We start from the raw sequence: 18,478 nt of genomic DNA on the forward strand, positions 1-18,478 counted from the left end.
ACGGGCAAGAGTTCAAGAGCATCGATCTGCATTTGGTTCCTTGCATGCCCTGTTAGGACCCATGCCGCGGCTGGCGCGTTGGATGGGAACCTGACCATGCATACGACAGCCAGAGTTCGCGCACGCCGCCATCAAGGCGCCCCCTTCCCGATCACCATTCGCCCGACCGCGGCGGACACCATGATCGCGCGTGCGATCGCCCGCAACACCGCACCTGCGCCGGAAGAGATCGCCCGCGGACTGACCTGGGGCGCTGACGAAAAGGTCCTGCTTGCGCTCGCCGCCGCCGGCTGGCTCGCCTCACGCGGGCGCGGTGCCTCGCTCGAGCGCGCCGGCAATCACGTGCTGCTGGTGACGGTCGCAGCATCGCTGCTGCCGCATGGCCTGAAATTGCTGTTCAACCAGACCCGCCCGGATCGCCTGACCGTGACCGGCCACGCCAACGGCATCCCGATCTCGGGCAAGCGCGACGACGCCTTCCCATCCGGCCACGCGCTGCATATGGGCGCGCTGGCGTCGGCGGCCGCGACATTGCCCGCCGGCGCGCGCCGCGCGATCCAGTCCGTCGCGATCGGCCTTTCGCTGACGCGCATTGTGGTTCTCGCACACTGGACGAGCGACGTGATCGCGGGATTTGGGCTCGGGGCGGTTCTCGAGCGGCTGCTGCGATTGTGGACCGGCTATCCCGGTCACGATCCGCCGCGGGGCAAGGCGCGATGAGCGAATATGTCATCCGCTTTCTCGTGGGCGGAGCCGTGGTGTCGGCCTTCGCGATGCTGGGCGACATTCTGCGTCCAAAGAGCTTTGCCGGCCTGTTCGGCGCGGCGCCGTCGGTTGCGCTCGCCACCCTCGGCATCGCCGTGTACCAGCACGGCGCCGACTACGCCGGCCTGCAGAGCCGCGCGATGATGGCCGGCGCCGTTGCGCTGGCCATCTATAGCTTCGTGGTCTGCCAACTGCTGATTCGCGCAAGACTCCGCGCTGCCCCCGCCACCTTGCTGGCGCTTGTCGTCTGGCTCGCGATCGTCTTCGGCTTGCTGGGCGTTGCCGGAGGGCAGGCATGACACCGGTCCGCGTCTCACTGTCCTCGCTCAGGGAAAGCCGCTGGACCGAATATCTGATCCGCTTCGTGCTCGGTGGCGGCGTCACCGTCCTGACCGGCCTGATCAGCAGCACCTGCGGCGCCTATGTCGGCGGCGCCTTTCTTGCACTCCCCGCCATCTTCTGCGCCAGCGCGACCTTGATCGAGAAGCATGAAATCCGCCGCAAGCGGAACGCCGGCCTCGATGGCACGTGGCGCGGGCAGCAGGCCGCGGCGCTCGATGCCGCAGGCGCAGCACTCGGCGCGGTCGGCATGCTGGCATTTGCCATCGTCTACGCGCTGACGGTGGACCGCAGCGTGCCGGCCGCCTTCATCGCCGCATCGCTGGCCTGGCTGATCTGCTCGGTCGCTGCCTGGTATGTGCGTCGCGAGATGCGATCGGCACGGCGGACGCGGACGCCGGGCGACGGCGTGATCGGCCGCAAGGCCGACCGCCTGCCGCATTGAAGCCTGCTACGGCGCCAGATAGCGCAGCAGTTCCGGATCGCTCCGCACCTCGCTCGCGCCGCCCTGCAGCGCGACGCGGCCGCGGTCCAGCACATAGGCATAGTCGGCAACGCGCAGCGCGAGGTCGAGATGCTGCTCGACGATCACGACCGAGATGCTCTTGGCGAGCTCGATCAGCCGCTCGGTGATCTCCTCGATCACGCCGATCCAGACGCCTTCGGTCGGCTCGTCCAGCAGCAGCAGTTTTGGATTGCCGAGCATGGCGCGGCCGATCGCCAGCATCTTGCGCTCGCCGCCGGACAGCGTGCCGGCCGGCTGGTCGAGCCGCTGGCCGAGTTTCGGGAAGATAGCCAGCACGCGATCGACCGCGCTGGCATCCGGATTGAACAGCGAGCCGACCGCGAGGTTGTCGCGCACCGACAGGCGGGCGAACACCGAATGCTCCTGCGGCACATAGCCGATGCCGGAGCGCACCCGCTCCTCGGTGCGGCGGCGCGTGATGTCGCGGCCGTCGAAGAACAACTCGCCTTGCGAGCTTGCGAGCTCGCCGACGATGGTCTTCATCAGCGTGGTCTTGCCGGCGCCGTTGCGGCCGAGCACGGCGACGCCGCCGCGCCAGGGAATGCCGATGTTGACATCGAACAGAACCTGGCTGCGGCCATAACCGGCATCGAGATGCCGGATATCGAGGAAGGTTTGCTCAGGCACGGCGAAGATAGATCTCCTGGACGCTCTTGTTGGCCTGGATTTCCGCGACCGTCCCCGAGGCCAGCACCTTGCCCTGGTCGAGCACGGTGAGGCGGTCGCAGATGTCGCGAATGAAATCGAGGTCGTGTTCGACGATGACGAGCGAGCAATGCTGCTTGATCGGCTGCAACAGCTCGCCGGTGACGCGGCGCTCCTCGAGGCTCATGCCGCCGGTCGGCTCGTCCAGCAGCAACAGCCGCGGCTTGCCGGCGAGCGCCATCGCGATCTCGAGCCATTGCTGCTGGCCATGCGACAGCGCCGCGGCGGCATCATGCGCGCGATCGGCGAGCCGAAACTGGGTCAGCATCGTCATCACCTGATCGTGCAGCCTCTTGCGGGTGCGCGAGAGCACCAGATCAAACAGCGAGCACTGCGCCTGCAGCGCCAGCAGGATGTTGTCGTACAGCGTCAGCGTCGGCAGCACCGAGGTGATCTGGAACTTCAGGCTCATGCCGGCGCGGGCGCGCTCGGTCGGCGTGAACGCGGTGATGTCGGTGTTGACGAAGGAGACCTTGCCCGTGGTCGGCACCTCGGCGCCGGCAACGCATTTCATCAGCGTGCTCTTGCCGGAGCCGTTCGGGCCGATCAGGCCGTGAAACTCGTTCTCGCCGACGGTCAGCGCCGCACCGTCGAGCGCGGTGAGCTTGCCGAACACCTTGCTGATCCCTTGCGCCTCAAGGAGCGGCATTGCCGGTCTCCTTCGGGGCCTTGCCGAAACTGCCGACCCGCTCGCGCTCGCCGAGCACGAAGGAGATCAGCCCGAGCGGCCGGAACATGATGACGAGCAGCAGCAGCACGCCGAGGATGATCGGCCAGACGTCGCGGTAATTGTCGGACAGCCAGAAGCTGACGCCCTCGATGATCACGGTGCCGATCACGGCGCCGATCAGCGTGCCGGAGCCGCCGAACAAAACGTAGAGCACGACCTGGGTCGAGAACACGACGCCCAGCATGTTGGGCCAGACGAAGCCCTCGTGGAAGGCATAGAGGCTGCCGGCGAGACCGGCGATGGTGCCGCCGACCGCGAAGATGATCGCCTTCAGGTGCTGCGCCTTGTAGCCGAAAAAGGCGATGCGCTGCTCGTTCTCGCGCAGCCCCGCGAGCGCGAGGCCAAATTGCGAGCGGACCAGGAAGCGGCAGAGCAGATAGACGACCACGAGGATGCCGAGCACCATGTAGTAGTAGATCGGCCCTTCCTCGAACTCGTAGCTGCCGAGGGTGAGCGGCGGGATCGACGGGATGCCGTTCTGGCCGCCGAGATAGTACCAGCCGCGCGCCAACCGGTCCGCGGCATAGGAGCCGGTCAGGGTGCCGAGCGAGACGAAGATCACGCTCGAGGGATAGCGCCCGAGCAGCAGGAAGCCGCCGAGCAGCAGCGACGCAGTGAGCCCGATCAAGGTGCCGGCGGGCAGGATCAGCAGGATCGAGGTGACGTTGAGGTCGCGTGCCAAGAGCGCCACGCCGTAGCCGGCGGCGCCGAAGAACAGCGCCTGGCCGAAGCTCATGATGCCGGCATAGCCCCACACCAGGTCGAACGACAGCGCGAACAGCGCGAGGATCACCACGCGGGTGGCGAACACCGTGAGATAATCCTGCAGCACCCATGGCAGGACCAGTGCGATCAACAGCACCAGCCCCTCCACGATCGGCAGGACCTTCCATCCTGCCGACGTCCGTCCCGCCGGCGCGCTTGCGGCCGGTGCACCCTCGCCCGTCACGGCATCTGGTTCCTCACCGACGCGTGCGACCGCTTCTCTTGCTCCAACCATTGATCGCTCAGCATTCCTTGGGATCAACGAGACCGTCGCTGCGCGCCACGATCTCATAGTTCCCGCCTTTGGCAACAGCGGTGTACATCTTCATCTTGCAGTGACGCTTGCCTGGCACCATCTCCGCGGGTCCGCCCGGCCCTTCGGCGATCTTGGCGTGGTCGAGCGCGGCCGCAACGGAGTCGCGATCGACCTTGCCGGCCTCCTTGACCGCCGCCTCCCACAGCTTGAGGCCGCGATAGGTTCCGGTGGCGGCGCTGCCGGCCGCGAACAGGAAGTTGCCGGGGAAATCCTTTTCATAGGCCGCCTGCAGCTTGGCGTCGAACGGATCTTCCTTGGTTAGCACCTTGAAATAGTCGAGGCAGCTCGCCAGCCCCTCGATCTCGTTGGCCTGGTTGATGTTGAGCGTGTTCTCGTCATAGTAGACGCAGGCGAGCCGCCCGCCGTTCTTGAGGAAGCCGGCTTCATAGAGCTGCTTGAAGAACGGACCGACGCCGGGCGGGATCACGGTGTTGAAAACGACGTCGACCTTGTTGGAGATGACGCGGTTGACGGTGGCCGAGAAGTCGACCTGGTCGAGCGGGTAATACTCCTCGAACACCACCTCGCCGCCGTTCGACTCGATCACCTTGCGAGCGTAGACGTTGAGCGTGTGCGGCCAGACATAGTTGGCGCTCGGCAGCGCGAATTTCTTGCCGCCGTTCTTGATCAGCCAGGGGATGAAGGTGTCGCATTGTTGCGCCGGCGTCGGTCCGGTGCAGAACAGATAGGGCGTGCACTCCTTGCCCTCGTAGAGCTGCGGATAGATGTAGAGCGTCTTGCCGCGCGCCACGATCGGATCCTTGATCGCGTTGCGCATCGACGAGGTGATGCCGCCGAGCACCATGTCGACCTTGTCGCGCTGGATCAGTTTGCGGACATTGCCGACCGCGACCGATTCGTTCGAGGCGGTGTCCTCGATATAGAGCTCGAGCGGCCGGCCGAGCAGGCCGCCGGCGGCGTTGATCTCCTTGATCACCATCTTGGCGACGTTGGCGTCGGCGTTGCCGGCATAGGCGATCGGGCCGGTCAGGTCGGTCGCGATGCCGACCTTGATCGGTCCCTCGGCGGCGTTGGCCCAGTCGGGCCTGACCACCCAGCTGCCGACCCCGGTCGCGAGCGCGCCGGTCGCGAAGGCGAAATTGCTCATGAAGCGGCGGCGCGAGAGATTGGTGCGATCGAACATCTGACTAAACCCCTTTTCCCGATATGAGGCCCTGCGGGCGGAATTTGATGAAGGCAATGGCGAGCACGAAGACGAGGACGTCGGCGACGACCGGAGACATCACCCAGGGCAGCGCCGCGCTGAGCGTGCCGATCACACCGGCGCCGGCGACCGGACCGATGAAGGAGCCGACCCCGCCGACCATCACGGCGACGAAGCCCTGGATCAGGAAGCGGATGCCGAGGTCGGCAAACAGACTGAACACCGGCACGATCAGCGCGCCGGCAAGCCCGGCGAGCGCCGCGCCGAACGCGAAGGTCGCCCCGTAGATCAGCGGCGTCGAGATGCCCGATGCGCGCGCCAGCGCCGGATTCTCCAGCGTGGCGCGGACCCGAAGCCCGAACGAGGTGCGCGCCAGCAAGAGATAGCAGGCGCCCATCACCAAGAGCGTGATCACGATGATGGTGAAGCGCCAGGCCGAGATGTGGACCGAGCCGAGGTCGATCGAGCCGCCGATCGGCTCCGGCACCGTGAGATAGAAGCCGCCGATCAGGCCGCGCACGCTCTCGCGGATGATCAGGCCGAGCGCATAGGTGCCGAGCATCGCCACAATCGGCGCGGCGTAGAACCGCCTGATGATCAGCGCCTCCAGCACGAAGCCGATCGCGCCGACCACGAAGGGCGCCGCGACCATGCCGACCCAGACCGGCGCGCCATGGGCGTAGGCCAGATAGGTCACATAGGCTCCGAGCAGGACGAACTCGCCCTGCGCGAAGTTGAAGATGCCCATCATGCTGGCGATGATGCCGAGCCCGAGCACCACCAGCACGATGATCGCGCCGAAGCTCACGATCTCGAACGCCGCGGCAAAAGTGCTAGCCATGGCGCTCGATCCATCCAGCCTGCGTCTGCAACAAGCGGCGCCTCACATCTTCTTCCAGTCGCCGGCCTGCTCGAAGGCGTGGGCGGCGCGGTAGATGGTGGATTCCTCGAACATCCGGCCGACCAGCATCAACCCGACCGGCAGGCCGTCGACCATGCCGCAGGGCAGCGACATCGCCGGGTGATGGGTGATGTCGAACGGCGCGGTGTTGGTGATCATCTCGAGCGCGCGGGCGACATAGTCCTCGCGGCTGGCATTGGCCGCCGGCAGCGCCGGCGCCTTCATCGGCGTGGTCGGCAGCAGCAGCAGGTCATAATCCTTGAACGCCTTGTCATAGGCCGCGGTGAGGCGGCGCGAGATGTTGAGCGCCTTGCCGTAGAAGCGCGGACCGAAGCTGTTGTTGATGTAGGTGCCCAGCATCATGAACAGCTTGGTGGTTTCCGACAGCGAGTCCGCCTGGCGGCGCCAGCCGCGATGGAAATCCATCAGCGAGGTCGAATAGAGGTCGGGGCGGCTGAGGCCGTAGCCGTCGCCGAACATCATGGTCTGGGTCAGGCCTTCGGTGCCGATCGGGGTCCAGATCGCGGGGCCGACCATGTGCATCGGGATCGACACGGTGTCGACCGACGCGCCGAGGTCCTTGAAGCGCTTGGCCGCCTCGCGCACGCTTTCATTGACCGCGGCTTCCGCGGTCGGCTGCTCGAAGCCTTCCTTGAGGATGCCGATCTTCATGCCCTTGACGCCCTTGCCCAGCGCCTTGGTGTAATCCTCGACCTTGGGCGCCTTGATGCGCGGATCGTAGCCGTCGTCGCCGGCGATCACCTCAAGCAGCAGCGCGTTGTCCTCCACCGTCGCGGTCATCGGTCCGGTGTGGTCGACGAAGATCTCGATCGGCATGATGCCGGTATAGGGCACGAGGCCCCAGGTCGGCTTCATGCCGTAGGTGCCGCAGAACGAGGACGGCATGCGGATCGAGCCGCCCTGGTCGCCGCCGATCGCCATGTCGACCTCACCGAGCGCGACCACGACACCCGAGCCCGACGACGAGCCGCCGGCCGAGTAGCCCATCTTGTGCGGATTGTGCACCGCTCCGTAGGAGTTGGTGTGGCTGCCGCCGGACAGGCAGAAGTGCTCGCAATGGGTCTTGCCGGCGATCTCGGCGCCGGCATCGAGCATGCGCGTGACGATGGTGGCGTCGAAATCGGGGATATAGCCTTCCAGCGTCGACGAGCCGTTCGTCATCGGCACGCCGGCCAGCATGATGTTGTCCTTCAGCGCCACCGTCTTGCCCTTGAGCTTGCCGGACGCTGCGCCCTTTACGGTCGACTTGTAGTACCAGGCGTTGCGCGGGTTTTCCTCCGCCGACGGGCGATAGCCCGGCGTGCGCGGATATTTCACCTTGGGCAGTTCGTCCGGCATCGCGGCGATCACGTTGTAGGCGTCGATCGAGCCCTGCATCAGGCCGCGGAACGAGGCCACATCCTCATCGGTCAGTGACAGGCCGCACTGCTCGGCGACGGCACGAAGTTGTGTTGGCGTGGGAAGGACGACGGTCACGGCGCTCTCCTGATAGCTTTTGATCTTTGGATTTGATCCCTCGACGCAGGGTGCAGCGGCGCGTTGCCCGCGCGAACCGCTCACCCCGTTGCTGTATTGAAAACGGAAATATTTTCCTTTTCAAGTATTATTTCGCAAGGCTCCCTCTCCCGCTTGCGGGGGAGGGTTGGGGTGGGGGTGCCACCGCGAGTCATATCGTGGAGAGAACCCCCACCCGCATTGCATCTTCGATGCAATGCGACCTCCCCCGCAAGCGGGAGAGGTGAAGAAAGACTCAGATCGCCTTGATCACCCTGAAGTCGAGGCCGTCGGCCTCGGCAAGATACATCGGCATCCTGGCATGGCCGCTGCGCACCGTGACCGGGCCGCGCGGGCCGCGATAGACGAGGTTGTCCGCCGCCGCGAGCAGCGGCCGCATGTCCAGCGTGCCGGCGCGCTTGGCGGCGGCCTCGAGCAGGCAGAACCCTTCATAGGCCGACTCGCTGCACGAGCCGACCGGCGGCGCGAACGCACCGAACATCGCGCGATAGCGCTCCCTGAAATCGTCGCCGGCCTGCGAGCCGACGGAGGGGAAATAGCCGGAGGCGCAGTACAGGTTCTCGGTCTTGTCGGCGCCGATGCCGAGCAGCGCAGTCTCGTCGAAACAGCCGGCAAAGCGCAGCGTGGTGGCGGCAAGGCCGGCATCGGCGAAGGCGCGGTTGAAGGTCACGCTGTCGGTGCCGATCAGCGAGATCAGCACGACATCGGGCTTCGCGGCACGGATGCGCTCCAGCTGCGCCTCGTGATTGTCCTCGCCGACCGGCACAAACTCCTCGCCGACCACCTGGCCGCCGGTCTCCTTGATGTAGCGCTTCACCGCGCGGTGCGACTGCCAGGGCCAGACATAGTCGCTGCCGATCAGGTACCAGCGCGAGGCGCGCTTCGCCTCGGCCAGCCAGTGGATCGACGGCCGGTTCTGCCAGCGCGGCGTCTCGCCGATCGCGATGACGCCGGGCGTCCGCTCGCCGCCCTCATAGACCGGCGTGTAGATGTAGGGGATCTTGCTGCGGGTGATCAGGCCACGCAGCGCGACGCGCACCGCGCTGGTGTGCATGCCCATGATGAGATCGACATCGTCGGACGCGATCGCCTGCTCGGCGCGGTCGAGCACCTCCTCGATCGGTCCGCCGGCATCATAGACCGAGAACTCGATCTCGCGGCCGAGGATGCCGCCGCGCCGGTTGATGTCGGCGACGGCAAGCTGCGCGCTTGAGGTCGCGGCCGGTCCCCACATCCCGGGCGAGCCGGTGCAGCAGACGAAGCCGGCGATCCGCAACCGGCTGCGCGCGCCGCGCGGACCGAAACCGTCCCGATCCATCGGGGAAAACACCCGATCGGACCGCGCCGACGTCAGGTTCCGGAACAGCAGGGATGGCGGGCATGGAAGGCCGCCATACCTGTTGCTCGAGGTTCGGGCCATGACGTAGGGCGTCGAATGCACACCTGCTCCTGTCTGGCACCGGCAAGCCGCGCGGCGAGCGCGGCATCGCCCGGTCCATCTAGATCGTCCTGATCACATTGAAGTCGAGACCGTCGGCCTCGGCAAGATAGATCGGCATTTCGGCGCGGCCGTCGCGAATGGTGACGGTGCCGCGGGCGCCGCTGTAGACGAGGTTGTGCGCTGCGGCGGACAACGGTCCGATCGACAGCGAGCGCGCCTGATTGGCCGCCGCCTCGAGAAAGCGCATCCCCTCGTAGTTGGACTGCCCGACCGAGCCGATCGGCGGTGCATGCTCGCCGAACATCGCGCGGTAGCTGGTCCGGAAGTCGTCATTGGCGCGCGAATCGATGCAGCCGAAATAGCCGGAAGCGCAGAACAGGTTCTCGGTCGAGTCCGGGCCGATGCCGAGCATCACGGTCTCGTCCATCGCGCCGGCGTAACGCAGCGTGGTCGCCGCAAGCCCGGCCTCGGCGAAGGCGCGGTTGAAGGTGATGCTGTCGGTGCCGATCAGGCTGATCAGCACGACGTCGGGCTTGGCGGCGCGAATCCGCGCCAGATGCGGCTCGTGATTGTCCTCGCCGAGCGGGACGAATTCCTCGCCGACGACATGGCCGCCGGCCTCCTTGATGTAGCGCTTCACCGCGCGATGCGACTGCCAGGGCCAGACATAGTCGCTGCCGATCAGGTACCAGCGCTGCGCCTTCTTGACCTCGGTGAGCCAGTGGATCGCCGGCCGGCTTTCCGCGCGCGGCGTCTCGCCGATCGCCATCACCCCCGGCGTCCGCTCGCCGCCCTCATAGACCGGCGTGTAGACATAGGGGATACGGCCGGCTGTGACCTTGCGCAGCGCGAGGCGCACCGCCGAGATATGCGAGCCCATGATGACGTCGATCTCGTCGAAGGCGATCGCCCGCTCGGCGCGGCGCACCACCTCCTCGATCGAGCCGCCGGCGTCGTACATCGACAATTCGACCTCGCGGCCGCGGATACCGCCGCGCCGGTTGATCTCGGCGACCGCGAGCATGACGCTGTTGGCGGAGATCGGCCCCCAGATCCCGGGCGCCCCGGAGAAGGTGATGAAATTGCCGATTCGAAGCTTGCTGTCGGTGCCGCCACGCCGCGACGAGCCCGGCTTGACGGTCAAAGCGAGATCGGCCGCGCAGGACGACGGGTTTCGAAACAGCAGCGGCGGCGCGACGGGCATGCCGCCATACGCCTGGAAAGAGACCGTCGAGAGCACGCCAACTCCTGTCTGGGAAGCAGTACGCAACGCAGCCAGCGGGCGGTCGCGGCATCCGCCCCTTGGTTGGGGGAATATCCTAGGTGAAAATATTGAATATTCAACAATTGAAGTGCATATAGAAACGGCATGAGTTGCCGGACATTCATTCACCGGGTCAGGAACCAGGTCTCACGCCGTGGCTAAACCGCCGAAAGAAAATTCCCCGATCACCGAACATCTCGCCTACCTGCTGGCGCAAGCCAACCGGGAGATCAACCGGCAGTTGGAGACGCGGCTCGCCAAGGAAGGCGTGCCGGTCGAGCAGTGGCGCATCCTGAAAGTGCTGTCCGACGGCAACGGCCACTCGATGGGCGAGCTTGCGGATGCCGTGCTGCTCAACCATCCGACGCTGACCAAGATGATCGACCGCATGGTGTCGGACGCCCTGGTCTATCGCGTCCAGGATCCCAAGGATCGCCGCAAGGTGCTGATGTTCGTCTCCGACCGCGGCAAGGCGCTGTGCCGGCGGCTCAACTCGCTCGCGGTGAGCCAAGAGGAGCACATCGTCGAGAGCTATGGCGACAAGTCGACCACCGAGCTCAAGCGCCTGCTGGAAAGCCTGATCGGCAGCGCCAATTAAGGCCGCGCCGGCCCGGCGCATTCCTATCGAAACCACCGAAAAAAGACCGGCAGGAAATGTCGGGATGCGGCGGTTTGGTGCGTCCTTGGGGCGCGCCCTGCGGCGCAGCCTTCGCGTGCCGTTGCGCAGGCTTCCCCGATCGACAATTAGCGAGGACTTCCCGTCATGACTTCGATCACGCCGTTCCTCTGGCTCGACAACAACGTCCGCGATGCCGTCGCCTTCTACAAATCGGTGTTTCCGAACGCCAAGATCGAGACCGTCAACGATTTCATGGCGACCTTCGAGCTCGAGGGGCAGCGGTTCCACGCGCTCAATGGCGGGCCGCAGCACAAGTTCAACGAGGCGGTGTCGTTCTTCCTGAGCGTCGAGACCCAGGAGCAGGTGGACTACTTCTGGGAGAAGCTCACCGACGGCGGCCAGGAATCGCGCTGCGGCTGGCTCAAGGACAAATTCGGCCTGTCCTGGCAGGTGATCCCATCAGCGCTGGGCCGCTATCTCAGCGCCCCTGACCGCAAGGCAGCCGATCGCGCGATGCAGGCGATGCTGAAGATGCAGAAGATCGTGATCGCCGATCTCGACAAGGCCTTCGCCGGGTAAGCTCTCCCTGCGTTAGCCCTTGCGATACGGCCCGTGCAAGCCGCTGGTTTTGCCAGCGGCAGCACCGACCTGCCGCGGCTCGCCTTCATATCGATCGGGTGTGACTGCGGCCAGACTTGTCGGATGCACCGGCAGAGTCTGCCTCTCATGGCATGGGTCGATGAGGAGAAAGGCGATGCAGCATGATCTTGGCCAGGATCAGGACTGGAGCGGCGCCGAGAAATAACACCGCGACCGCCAGAAAGCATTCGTTGAATGACACGGTTGCGACTTGGCGTCCGAATTCCTGCTGAATCACCCTGATCGCGGCTTGTCCCGCGTCTTCGGGGTTGAAGCCTCTCGAAATCAGCGCCGTCTCGATAGCTTCCCGGCGCTGAATGAAGGCCGGATTTCCAGGAGTGATGAATTGGGAGAGCACAGTCCTGTTCAGCACGTTCTGATGATCAAGATAGGTCGCGAGCCAGCCGATCCCGACCTGGCCTCCCAGCTGGCGCCCTACATTGAACAAGGCAATTCCGTGAGCGAGAGCCACGCCGTTCAATCCGTTGAGCGTCACGAGCGTGAGAGACACGAACAGCAAACCCAGGCCAAAGCCGCGGAGGAGCAGGACAGCAACCAGATCGGGTAATCCGCTTTGTGAGGTCGATCCCGACATCACCCACATCGCCGTCATGAAGCAGAGGATGCCAATGGGGATTGGCCTCGTAGGATCGAGCGATCTGAACTGGATCGCCGAACCCGCCGCGAGCAGGCCGGCGCACACGCAAAGTCCACTCGGCAACAGCAGAAAGCCTGCATAGGTCGGCGAGAAATCAAGGACGTTCGTGGCAAAAGCCGGAATGATAAACGCACTGCCGAACAGCGCGCATCCGGCGACGAAGCTCACCAGGAAGCCGAAGCTGAAATGCTCGTCCCTAAAGGCGCCGAAGTCGATCAGCGCGCCACGGCGCTGCGACGCAAATTGCCAGACGACGAACGACACAGTGGCAATCATGGCGACAATCGTGAGCACGACGATTTCGGGCTCATCGAACCAATTGTATCGGCTGCCTTCCTGGGTGACGAACACGATCGCCGTCATGGCGGTAGCCATAAGGCTGACGCCGGTCCAATCGAATGGCCTGCTTTCCGTTCTGGGTATGCCGGCAAGGGGAAGCAGGAGAGCGGCGATCAATCCGCAGAGTGCGAGCGGGAAACTGGCCCAAAATATCCATGACCAGCTTCCGGTATCGACCGCCCATCCCTGGAGCGCTGGCGTCAACGTCGTCGGCGCCATGATGACGCTGAATGCAAAGGCCGCTTGCACGACGCCCTGCTGCCGTCGTGGAAAGGCTTCGAACAAGACAAATTGGCTGCAGACGAGCAGCACCGCACCGGCGACACCCTGGAGAATGCGCCACATGATGAGAACTTCGAGGTGGTGAGTCATCGCACAGCCGACCAAGCTCACGAGCAGCACCGTCGTGGCAGCAAGGATGAGCTTTCCTGAAGCTACCCGAACGCAAAGCCAGGCAGCGACGGGAAAGCAGGTGAGCTTTGCCGCGAGGTAGGCCATGTTGACCCATGCGATCTCATCGGTCGTGGTGTGGGTAGAACCCATGAGCTGGGCCCGCGCGATCACCAGCACCGTGCTGTTGATGGCATCTGTGGCTGTCGCAAGGATCAAGAGGAGGAGGACCCATCCTCGCAAGGCAGATCGTTCACCTGAAGAGGCCTCCGCCACAGATTGCGCAGAGCAGCTCATGACCTAGTGCGCCTCGCGAAAGAGCGATACCGTGGCATCCTCAGGCGCGCGGCCTGGGGCCGGCTTCGCATGCGTCGTGAGGTCAACCGACACGTCGACGGACATTCCCGGAACGAGCCGGCCGTGTAATGCGTTCGCGTGGTCGAGGCGGATCTTGACGGGGACACGCTGTACAATCCGCACGAAGTTTCCGGTCGCGTTATCGGGCGGAATGAGGCTGAAGGCGGCACCACTGCCCGGTGAAAGACTGTCGATCGTTCCACGCATTCTGACATTCGCGTAGCCGTCGACAGTTATCTCGGCGGGCTGCCCGACTCGCATCCGGGAAATCTGGGTTTCCTTGAAGTTGGCGACCACCCAGACGCCGTCAACCGGAACGATCGAGAGCAGACTTCCGCCGGGGCGAACATACTCGCCCAGCCGAACCCGGCGATTTCCAACGATGCCAGCGACCGGAGCGCGGATAATGGTTTCGGACAAAGCGATCTCAGCAAGCGAAAGGCCGGCTCGGGCCTCCGCGAGACGCCCCGCGAATTGAGCCGATTCTGATGCGAGCACTGCCTCTTGCTCGCGCGCTGCGGTGATCGCTGCCTGGCTGCGCGCCAGCGCAGCTCGCGCGCGGCTTTGATCCGCAATGGCGGTGTCGTGGACACGGACGGAGACTGCGCCGGTTTGCAGCAGATGGCTGGTCCGACCGAATTGACGTTCGGCAAGATCCAGATCCGCTTGGGCCATCTGGGATGACGCCTCAGCTTCGCGAACGACTGCCTGCTGCAGGTCCTTACGCCTCGCAAGGTTCTCGATGGCCGCCTGGACCTGGCTGACCGAAGCCGTAGCCCGGTCCCGCTGTGCGCGATAATCCTCGTCCGCGATTCGGACGAGGATGTCTCCGGCTGAGACCGCCTGATTGTCGTGTACTGCGACTTCCGCGACGTAACCTGCAACCTTCGGCGCGATCGCGGTGATATCGCCGTGGACGTACGCGTTGTCCGTCGTCTCTGTCGATTGGGCGTACTCCCACCACGCCCATCCGATCTCAACCGCCAAGATCGTCACTGAAACGGCTGCCCCGACGATCACACGGCGTCCAATTCGTCTCATCTCAAGGCTTCCTTGCGTCGGCTAATTGATTTGCTACGGTACGGTACCGTACCGTATTGAGAGATGCAGGTCAAGATGAGAGGGTTATGGTTGGAAGGGCCCGCGAGACGCGACGAACAGCGGCTGGCAGCAGAGAGGTGCACAAACTTGGCTGAAGTTGATGATCCTTCGAGCGGCTCGGGGAAAAGAGATGCGCGACGCGCGGAGTTTCTCGAGGCAGCGACTGAAGTGTTTTTTCGTTCCGGCTTTGCTGGAGCGAGCGTCGATGAGGTGATCGCGAAGGTCGGAGGATCGAAGCGGACGATCTACAGCTATTTCGGCAACAAGGAGCAGTTGTTCGCGACGATCGTGGGGGAGATTTCGCAGCGCGCCATGGCGCCTCTCTCGGAGAGCACGTTCGAACGCAACGACCTTGAATCAACCCTTTACGAGGTCGGCAGAAGGTACATCGACGTTGTCATGTCTCCGGAAGCTCTTCAGCTTTACCGTACTGTCGTCGGCGAGGGCGCGCGCTTCCCTGATCTAGCGAAAACCTTCTTTGCCGCCGGCCCGGGTCGGGCGAGCGCTCGGCTGGCTGCGGTTCTTCGCGAGAACGCGAAGCAATGGGGCCTTCAACAGCGCGATTGCGAAAGACTGGCCGAGCACTTCCTTGGCATGATCCGCGACGATCTGCACCTTCAGGTCGTTTTGGGATTGCGACCGCCGCCGACATCCGCACAAGCCGAAGCGGCTGTTCGATCGGCCGTTCGTGTTTTCATGGTCGGCGCGGCTCGGTGAGCGACGGGCACAACGGCTTGAACAGAAGCTGGAGTGCCCCGCGTGATGTCGATGTCAGAGGCAAACAAGAACGGTTGCCCAGCCCGACGACGTGTCCACTCTTGAGGACTCAAGCGGACGAGCGCAACGCAGCGCTCCGCTCCGTCATCGAGCCCGTTATTGCCTCTGGTTTAGATACCGATGCCTGCGGGCACCCGCTCCGGATAGCGCGAAGACCACATTGCATCACGTGCGTGCCTGAGATGGCCGCCGGCGCGTGCGATGGCTTACGCGTACCGCCCGTGGCAGTGCTTGTACTTCTTGCCTGATCCGCAGGGGCAGTCCTCGTTGCGGCCGACCTTGCCCCAGCTTGCGGGGTCGTTCGGATTGCGGTCGGTGGCAATCATCCCGGGCGCCAGCGAGGCCTGGGCGTAGGTCGCCTCGGTCAGGCGGGCCTGCGCGAACTCGTCCTCGCCGGTGTTGGGATCGAGCTTGTGTGCCTCCATCAGCGGCAGCGGCTGCGGCGGCTCCTCCGGCGGCACGATCTCGACCCGCATCAGCTGCGCGGTGACGGCCTCGCGCAGATGCGCGCTCATCTCCTGGAACAGGTTGAAGGCCTCGGTCTTGTACTCCTGCAACGGGTCGCGCTGGCCATAGCCGCGCAGGCCGATCACCTGGCGCAGATGATCGAGCATGATCAGGTGCTCGCGCCAGAGATGGTCCAGCGTCTGCAGCAGGATGGTCTTCTCGACGTAACGCATCACGTCGGGACCCCATTGCGCGACCTTGGCGGCCATGCGCTCGTCGACATGGGTCTCGATGCGGGTCAGCAGCTCCTCGTCGGCGATGCCCTCTTCCTTGGCCCATTCGTCGACCGGCAGATCGACATCGAGCACGCGCTTCAGCTCGTCCTTGAGGCCGGCGGTGTCCCACTGCTCGGCATAGGCGTGCTCGGGAATGTATTTGGCGACCACGTCCTCGACGAAGGCGTGGCGCATGTCGGTCACGGTCTCGACGACGCTGTCGTCCTTCATCAGGTCGACGCGCTGGTCGAAGATCACCTTGCGCTGGTCGTTCTGGACGTTGTCGAATTTCAAGAGGTTCTTGCGGATGTCGAAGTTGCGCGCCTCGACCTTCTGCTGCGCCTTCTCGAGCGCCTTGTTGATCCAGGGATGGATGATGGCTTCGCCTTCCTGCAGGCCGAGCCGCTGCAGCATGCTGTCGAGCCGGTCGGAGCCGAAGATGCGCATCAGATCGTCTTCCAGCGACAGGAAGAACTTCGAGCGGCCGGGATCGCCCTGACGGCCGGAGCGGCCGCGCAGCTGGTTGTCGATGCGGCGGGATTCGTGACGTTCGGAGCCGATGATGTAGAGGCCGCCCGGCTTCTTCACGGTTTTCGCGGACTTGTTGCCCTTGGCGGGCTCGACCTCGAAATCCTCTTCCGCCTTCAGCACGATCTCGCGGAAGCGCTCGATGTCGGCCTTGATCTGCTCGATCTTCCTGGCCTTCTCGGCCTCATCGGTGATCGCGGCGGTCTCCTGCTGGATCCGCATCTCGAGCGAGCCGCCGAGCTTGATGTCGGTGCCGCGGCCGGCCATGTTGGTCGCGATCGTGATCGCGCCCGGCACGCCGGCTTCCGCGACGATATAGGCTTCCTGCTCGTGGAAGCGCGCGTTCAGCACCGCGAACAGCTTTGCCGGCTTGCCGGCGCGCGCCGCGGCATAGAGCTTCTCCATGCCGGATTCGGACGTGAAGTCGATCTGCTTGTAGCCGTGCTTCTTCAGGTACTCGGCCAGCACTTCCGACTTCTCGATCGACGCCGTGCCGACCAGCACCGGCTGCAGCCGCTTGTTGGCGCGCTCGATCTCGGCAAGGATCGCGGCATATTTCTCGTTCTGGGTGCGGTAGACCTCGTCGTCCTCGTCGAGGCGCGCCACCGGCAGGTTGGTCGGGATCTCCACGACCTCGAGCTTGTAGATGTCGAACAGTTCGTCGGCTTCGGTCAGCGCCGTGCCGGTCATGCCGGACAGCTTCTGGTACATCCGGAAATAGTTCTGGAAGGTGATCGAGGCCAGCGTCTGGTTCTCGGGCTGGACCGTGACGTGCTCCTTGGCTTCCAGCGCCTGGTGCAGGCCTTCCGAATAGCGCCGGCCCTGCATCATGCGGCCGGTGAACTCGTCGATGATGACGACCTCGTCGTCGCGGACGATGTAGTCCTTGTCACGCGTGAACAGCGTGTGCGCGCGCAGCGCCTGGTTGACGTGATGCACGACGGAGACGTTCTCGACGTCGTACAGCGAGTCGCCCTTGAGCTGGCCGGCGTCGCGCAGCAGGTTCTCCAGCTTCTCCATGCCGCCTTCGGTCAGCGTCACCGTGCGCTGCTTCTCGTCGACCTCGAAGTCGGCGACCTTGCTCAGCTGCGGCATGAAGGTGTCGATGGTGTTGTAGAAATCCGACCGGTCGTCGAGCGGGCCGGAGATGATCAGCGGCGTGCGCGCCTCGTCGATCAGGATCGAGTCCACTTCGTCGACGATCGCGTAGTAGTGCTCGCGCTGGACCATGTCCTCCAGGCGGTACTTCATGTTGTCGCGCAGATAGTCGAAGCCGTATTCGTTGTTGGTGCCGTAGGTGATGTCGCAGCCATAGGCGGCCTTGCGCTCGGCGTCGTCGAGGCCGTGCACGATCACGCCGGTGGTCAGCCCCAGGAACGAATAGATCTGGCCCATCCAGCCGGAGTCGCGGCGGGCGAGGTAGTCGTTGACGGTGACGACGTGAACGCCCTTGCCGGCGAGCGCGTTGAGGTAGACCGCAAGCGTCGCAACCAGCGTCTTGCCTTCGCCGGTCTTCATCTCGGCGATGTCGCCCTCATGCAGCACCATGCCGCCGATCAGCTGAACGTCGAAATGGCGCTGGCCGAGCGTCCGCTTGGCGGCCTCGCGGACCGTGGCGAAGGCCGGAACCAGGATGTCGTCGAGCGTCTTGCCGCTGGCGAGCTGCTGCTTGAATTCGGCGGTGCGGGCCTTGAGCTGATCGTCCGTCAGTTTGACGAGCTCGGGCTCCAGCGCGTTGATGGCGTTGACGCGGGACTGATACCCCTTGACCCGACGGTCGTTGGCGGAGCCGAAAAACTTGCGGGCGAGCGCGCCGATCATGCGAAATTCCTGTTCTTCGGTCTCGGGTTCGGTCTTCGTTCAGTCTTGAAGTTCGGTCTTGGAATTCAGTCTGG

The 18,478-nt window shown here is 64.6% G+C and carries 17 protein-coding genes; 6 read left to right on the forward strand and 11 right to left on the reverse strand.

The window, feature by feature from the left end; translation table 11 throughout:
* The first annotated feature begins 96 nt into the window (after positions 1–96).
* Genes XI02_RS43900 through XI02_RS43910 form a run of 3 tightly spaced genes read left to right on the forward strand, consistent with a single transcriptional unit; the run spans position 97 to position 1,549 of the window.
* Positions 97–720, forward strand: coding sequence for a phosphatase PAP2 family protein (locus tag XI02_RS43900; protein WP_172646375.1), 624 nt, complete (start codon positions 97–99; stop codon positions 718–720).
* Positions 717–1,064: a DUF3147 family protein gene (locus XI02_RS43905; RefSeq protein ID WP_016843568.1), complete on the forward strand. Its 348-nt coding sequence runs from the start codon at positions 717–719 to the stop codon at positions 1,062–1,064. The genes XI02_RS43900 and XI02_RS43905 overlap by 4 nt, the downstream gene beginning before the upstream one ends.
* Complete coding sequence (locus XI02_RS43910; RefSeq protein ID WP_069280516.1) at positions 1,061–1,549, forward strand: DUF3147 family protein; 489 nt, start codon at positions 1,061–1,063, stop codon at positions 1,547–1,549. The genes XI02_RS43905 and XI02_RS43910 overlap by 4 nt, the downstream gene beginning before the upstream one ends.
* A 6-nt stretch (positions 1,550–1,555) precedes the next feature.
* Here the strand turns inward: XI02_RS43910 and XI02_RS43915 are convergent, their stop codons facing one another.
* From XI02_RS43915 to XI02_RS43950, 8 genes are all read right to left on the reverse strand, one after another.
* Positions 1,556–2,257 carry an ABC transporter ATP-binding protein gene (locus tag XI02_RS43915; protein ID WP_038387036.1) on the reverse strand — a complete coding sequence of 234 codons (702 nt, stop codon included), beginning with the start codon at positions 2,255–2,257 and terminating at the stop codon, positions 1,556–1,558.
* A complete protein-coding gene (locus XI02_RS43920; protein WP_018269182.1) occupies positions 2,250–2,984 on the reverse strand; it encodes an ABC transporter ATP-binding protein in 735 nt (244 codons plus the stop codon). Before XI02_RS43920 ends, XI02_RS43915 begins: the two co-directional genes overlap by 8 nt.
* Positions 2,971–4,065, reverse strand: a complete 1,095-nt coding sequence (locus XI02_RS43925) for a branched-chain amino acid ABC transporter permease (RefSeq protein ID WP_244980892.1) — start codon at positions 4,063–4,065, stop codon at positions 2,971–2,973. Before XI02_RS43925 ends, XI02_RS43920 begins: the two co-directional genes overlap by 14 nt.
* Before the next feature lie 7 nt (positions 4,066–4,072).
* Positions 4,073–5,290 carry a substrate-binding protein gene (locus tag XI02_RS43930; protein WP_018269184.1) on the reverse strand — a complete coding sequence of 406 codons (1,218 nt, stop codon included), beginning with the start codon at positions 5,288–5,290 and terminating at the stop codon, positions 4,073–4,075.
* Between the two features lie 4 nt (positions 5,291–5,294).
* Entirely contained in the window at positions 5,295–6,152 is an 858-nt protein-coding gene (locus XI02_RS43935; RefSeq protein ID WP_018269185.1) for a branched-chain amino acid ABC transporter permease, read from the reverse strand.
* A 42-nt stretch (positions 6,153–6,194) separates the two neighbouring features.
* Positions 6,195–7,709 carry an amidase gene (locus XI02_RS43940; RefSeq protein WP_069280563.1) on the reverse strand — a complete coding sequence of 505 codons (1,515 nt, stop codon included), beginning with the start codon at positions 7,707–7,709 and terminating at the stop codon, positions 6,195–6,197.
* 274 nt (positions 7,710–7,983) lie between these two features.
* Positions 7,984–9,168: a substrate-binding domain-containing protein gene (locus XI02_RS43945; protein ID WP_172648999.1), complete on the reverse strand. Its 1,185-nt coding sequence runs from the start codon at positions 9,166–9,168 to the stop codon at positions 7,984–7,986.
* Positions 9,169–9,247: 79 nt separating this feature from the next.
* A complete protein-coding gene (locus tag XI02_RS43950; RefSeq protein ID WP_172646374.1) occupies positions 9,248–10,429 on the reverse strand; it encodes a substrate-binding domain-containing protein in 1,182 nt (393 codons plus the stop codon).
* 178 nt (positions 10,430–10,607) lie between these two features.
* Here XI02_RS43950 and XI02_RS43955 point away from each other — a divergent pair, with 178 nt between their 5' ends.
* Positions 10,608–11,051 (forward strand): MarR family winged helix-turn-helix transcriptional regulator, encoded by a 444-nt coding sequence (locus XI02_RS43955; RefSeq protein ID WP_016847408.1) that lies wholly within the window; start codon positions 10,608–10,610, stop codon positions 11,049–11,051.
* Between the two features lie 165 nt (positions 11,052–11,216).
* Positions 11,217–11,651: a VOC family protein gene (locus tag XI02_RS43960; protein ID WP_172646373.1), complete on the forward strand. Its 435-nt coding sequence runs from the start codon at positions 11,217–11,219 to the stop codon at positions 11,649–11,651.
* Between the two features lie 145 nt (positions 11,652–11,796).
* Here XI02_RS43960 and XI02_RS43965 read toward each other — a convergent pair whose 3' ends face one another.
* The gene (locus tag XI02_RS43965) at positions 11,797–13,317 is read right to left on the reverse strand and encodes a DHA2 family efflux MFS transporter permease subunit (RefSeq protein WP_016847406.1); all 1,521 of its coding nucleotides are present in this window, start codon (positions 13,315–13,317) and stop codon (positions 11,797–11,799) included.
* Positions 13,318–13,398: 81 nt separating this feature from the next.
* Positions 13,399–14,496 (reverse strand): HlyD family secretion protein, encoded by a 1,098-nt coding sequence (locus XI02_RS43970; protein ID WP_244980891.1) that lies wholly within the window; start codon positions 14,494–14,496, stop codon positions 13,399–13,401.
* Between the two features lie 147 nt (positions 14,497–14,643).
* On the opposite strand from XI02_RS43970, the gene XI02_RS43975 reads away from it, so the two are divergent.
* A complete protein-coding gene (locus XI02_RS43975; protein ID WP_244980890.1) occupies positions 14,644–15,273 on the forward strand; it encodes a TetR/AcrR family transcriptional regulator in 630 nt (209 codons plus the stop codon).
* A 266-nt stretch (positions 15,274–15,539) separates the two neighbouring features.
* Here XI02_RS43975 and secA read toward each other — a convergent pair whose 3' ends face one another.
* A complete protein-coding gene (gene secA, locus XI02_RS43980) occupies positions 15,540–18,404 on the reverse strand; it encodes a preprotein translocase subunit SecA (RefSeq protein WP_172646372.1) in 2,865 nt (954 codons plus the stop codon).
* Positions 18,405–18,478: the final 74 nt, after the last annotated feature.

Source organism: Bradyrhizobium sp. CCBAU 21365, assembly GCF_015291305.1.
Classification (GTDB): Bacteria; Pseudomonadota; Alphaproteobacteria; order Rhizobiales; family Xanthobacteraceae; genus Bradyrhizobium; species Bradyrhizobium elkanii.

Bases quoted from the DNA above. Each gene is read 5' to 3' on its own strand.
- XI02_RS43900 (WP_172646375.1), top strand. From the start codon at position 97: ATGCATACGACAGCCAGAGTTCGCGCACGCCGCCATCAAGGCGCCCCC.
- XI02_RS43905 (WP_016843568.1), top strand. From the start codon at position 717: ATGAGCGAATATGTCATCCGCTTTCTCGTGGGCGGAGCCGTGGTGTCG.
- XI02_RS43910 (WP_069280516.1), top strand. From the start codon at position 1,061: ATGACACCGGTCCGCGTCTCACTGTCCTCGCTCAGGGAAAGCCGCTGG.
- XI02_RS43920 (WP_018269182.1), bottom strand. From the start codon at position 2,984: ATGCCGCTCCTTGAGGCGCAAGGGATCAGCAAGGTGTTCGGCAAGCTC.
- XI02_RS43925 (WP_244980892.1), bottom strand. From the start codon at position 4,065: ATGGTTGGAGCAAGAGAAGCGGTCGCACGCGTCGGTGAGGAACCAGAT.
- XI02_RS43930 (WP_018269184.1), bottom strand. From the start codon at position 5,290: ATGTTCGATCGCACCAATCTCTCGCGCCGCCGCTTCATGAGCAATTTC.
- XI02_RS43935 (WP_018269185.1), bottom strand. From the start codon at position 6,152: ATGGCTAGCACTTTTGCCGCGGCGTTCGAGATCGTGAGCTTCGGCGCG.
- XI02_RS43945 (WP_172648999.1), bottom strand. From the start codon at position 9,168: ATGGCCCGAACCTCGAGCAACAGGTATGGCGGCCTTCCATGCCCGCCA.
- XI02_RS43960 (WP_172646373.1), top strand. From the start codon at position 11,217: ATGACTTCGATCACGCCGTTCCTCTGGCTCGACAACAACGTCCGCGAT.
- XI02_RS43970 (WP_244980891.1), bottom strand. From the start codon at position 14,496: ATGAGACGAATTGGACGCCGTGTGATCGTCGGGGCAGCCGTTTCAGTG.
- secA (WP_172646372.1), bottom strand. From the start codon at position 18,404: ATGATCGGCGCGCTCGCCCGCAAGTTTTTCGGCTCCGCCAACGACCGT.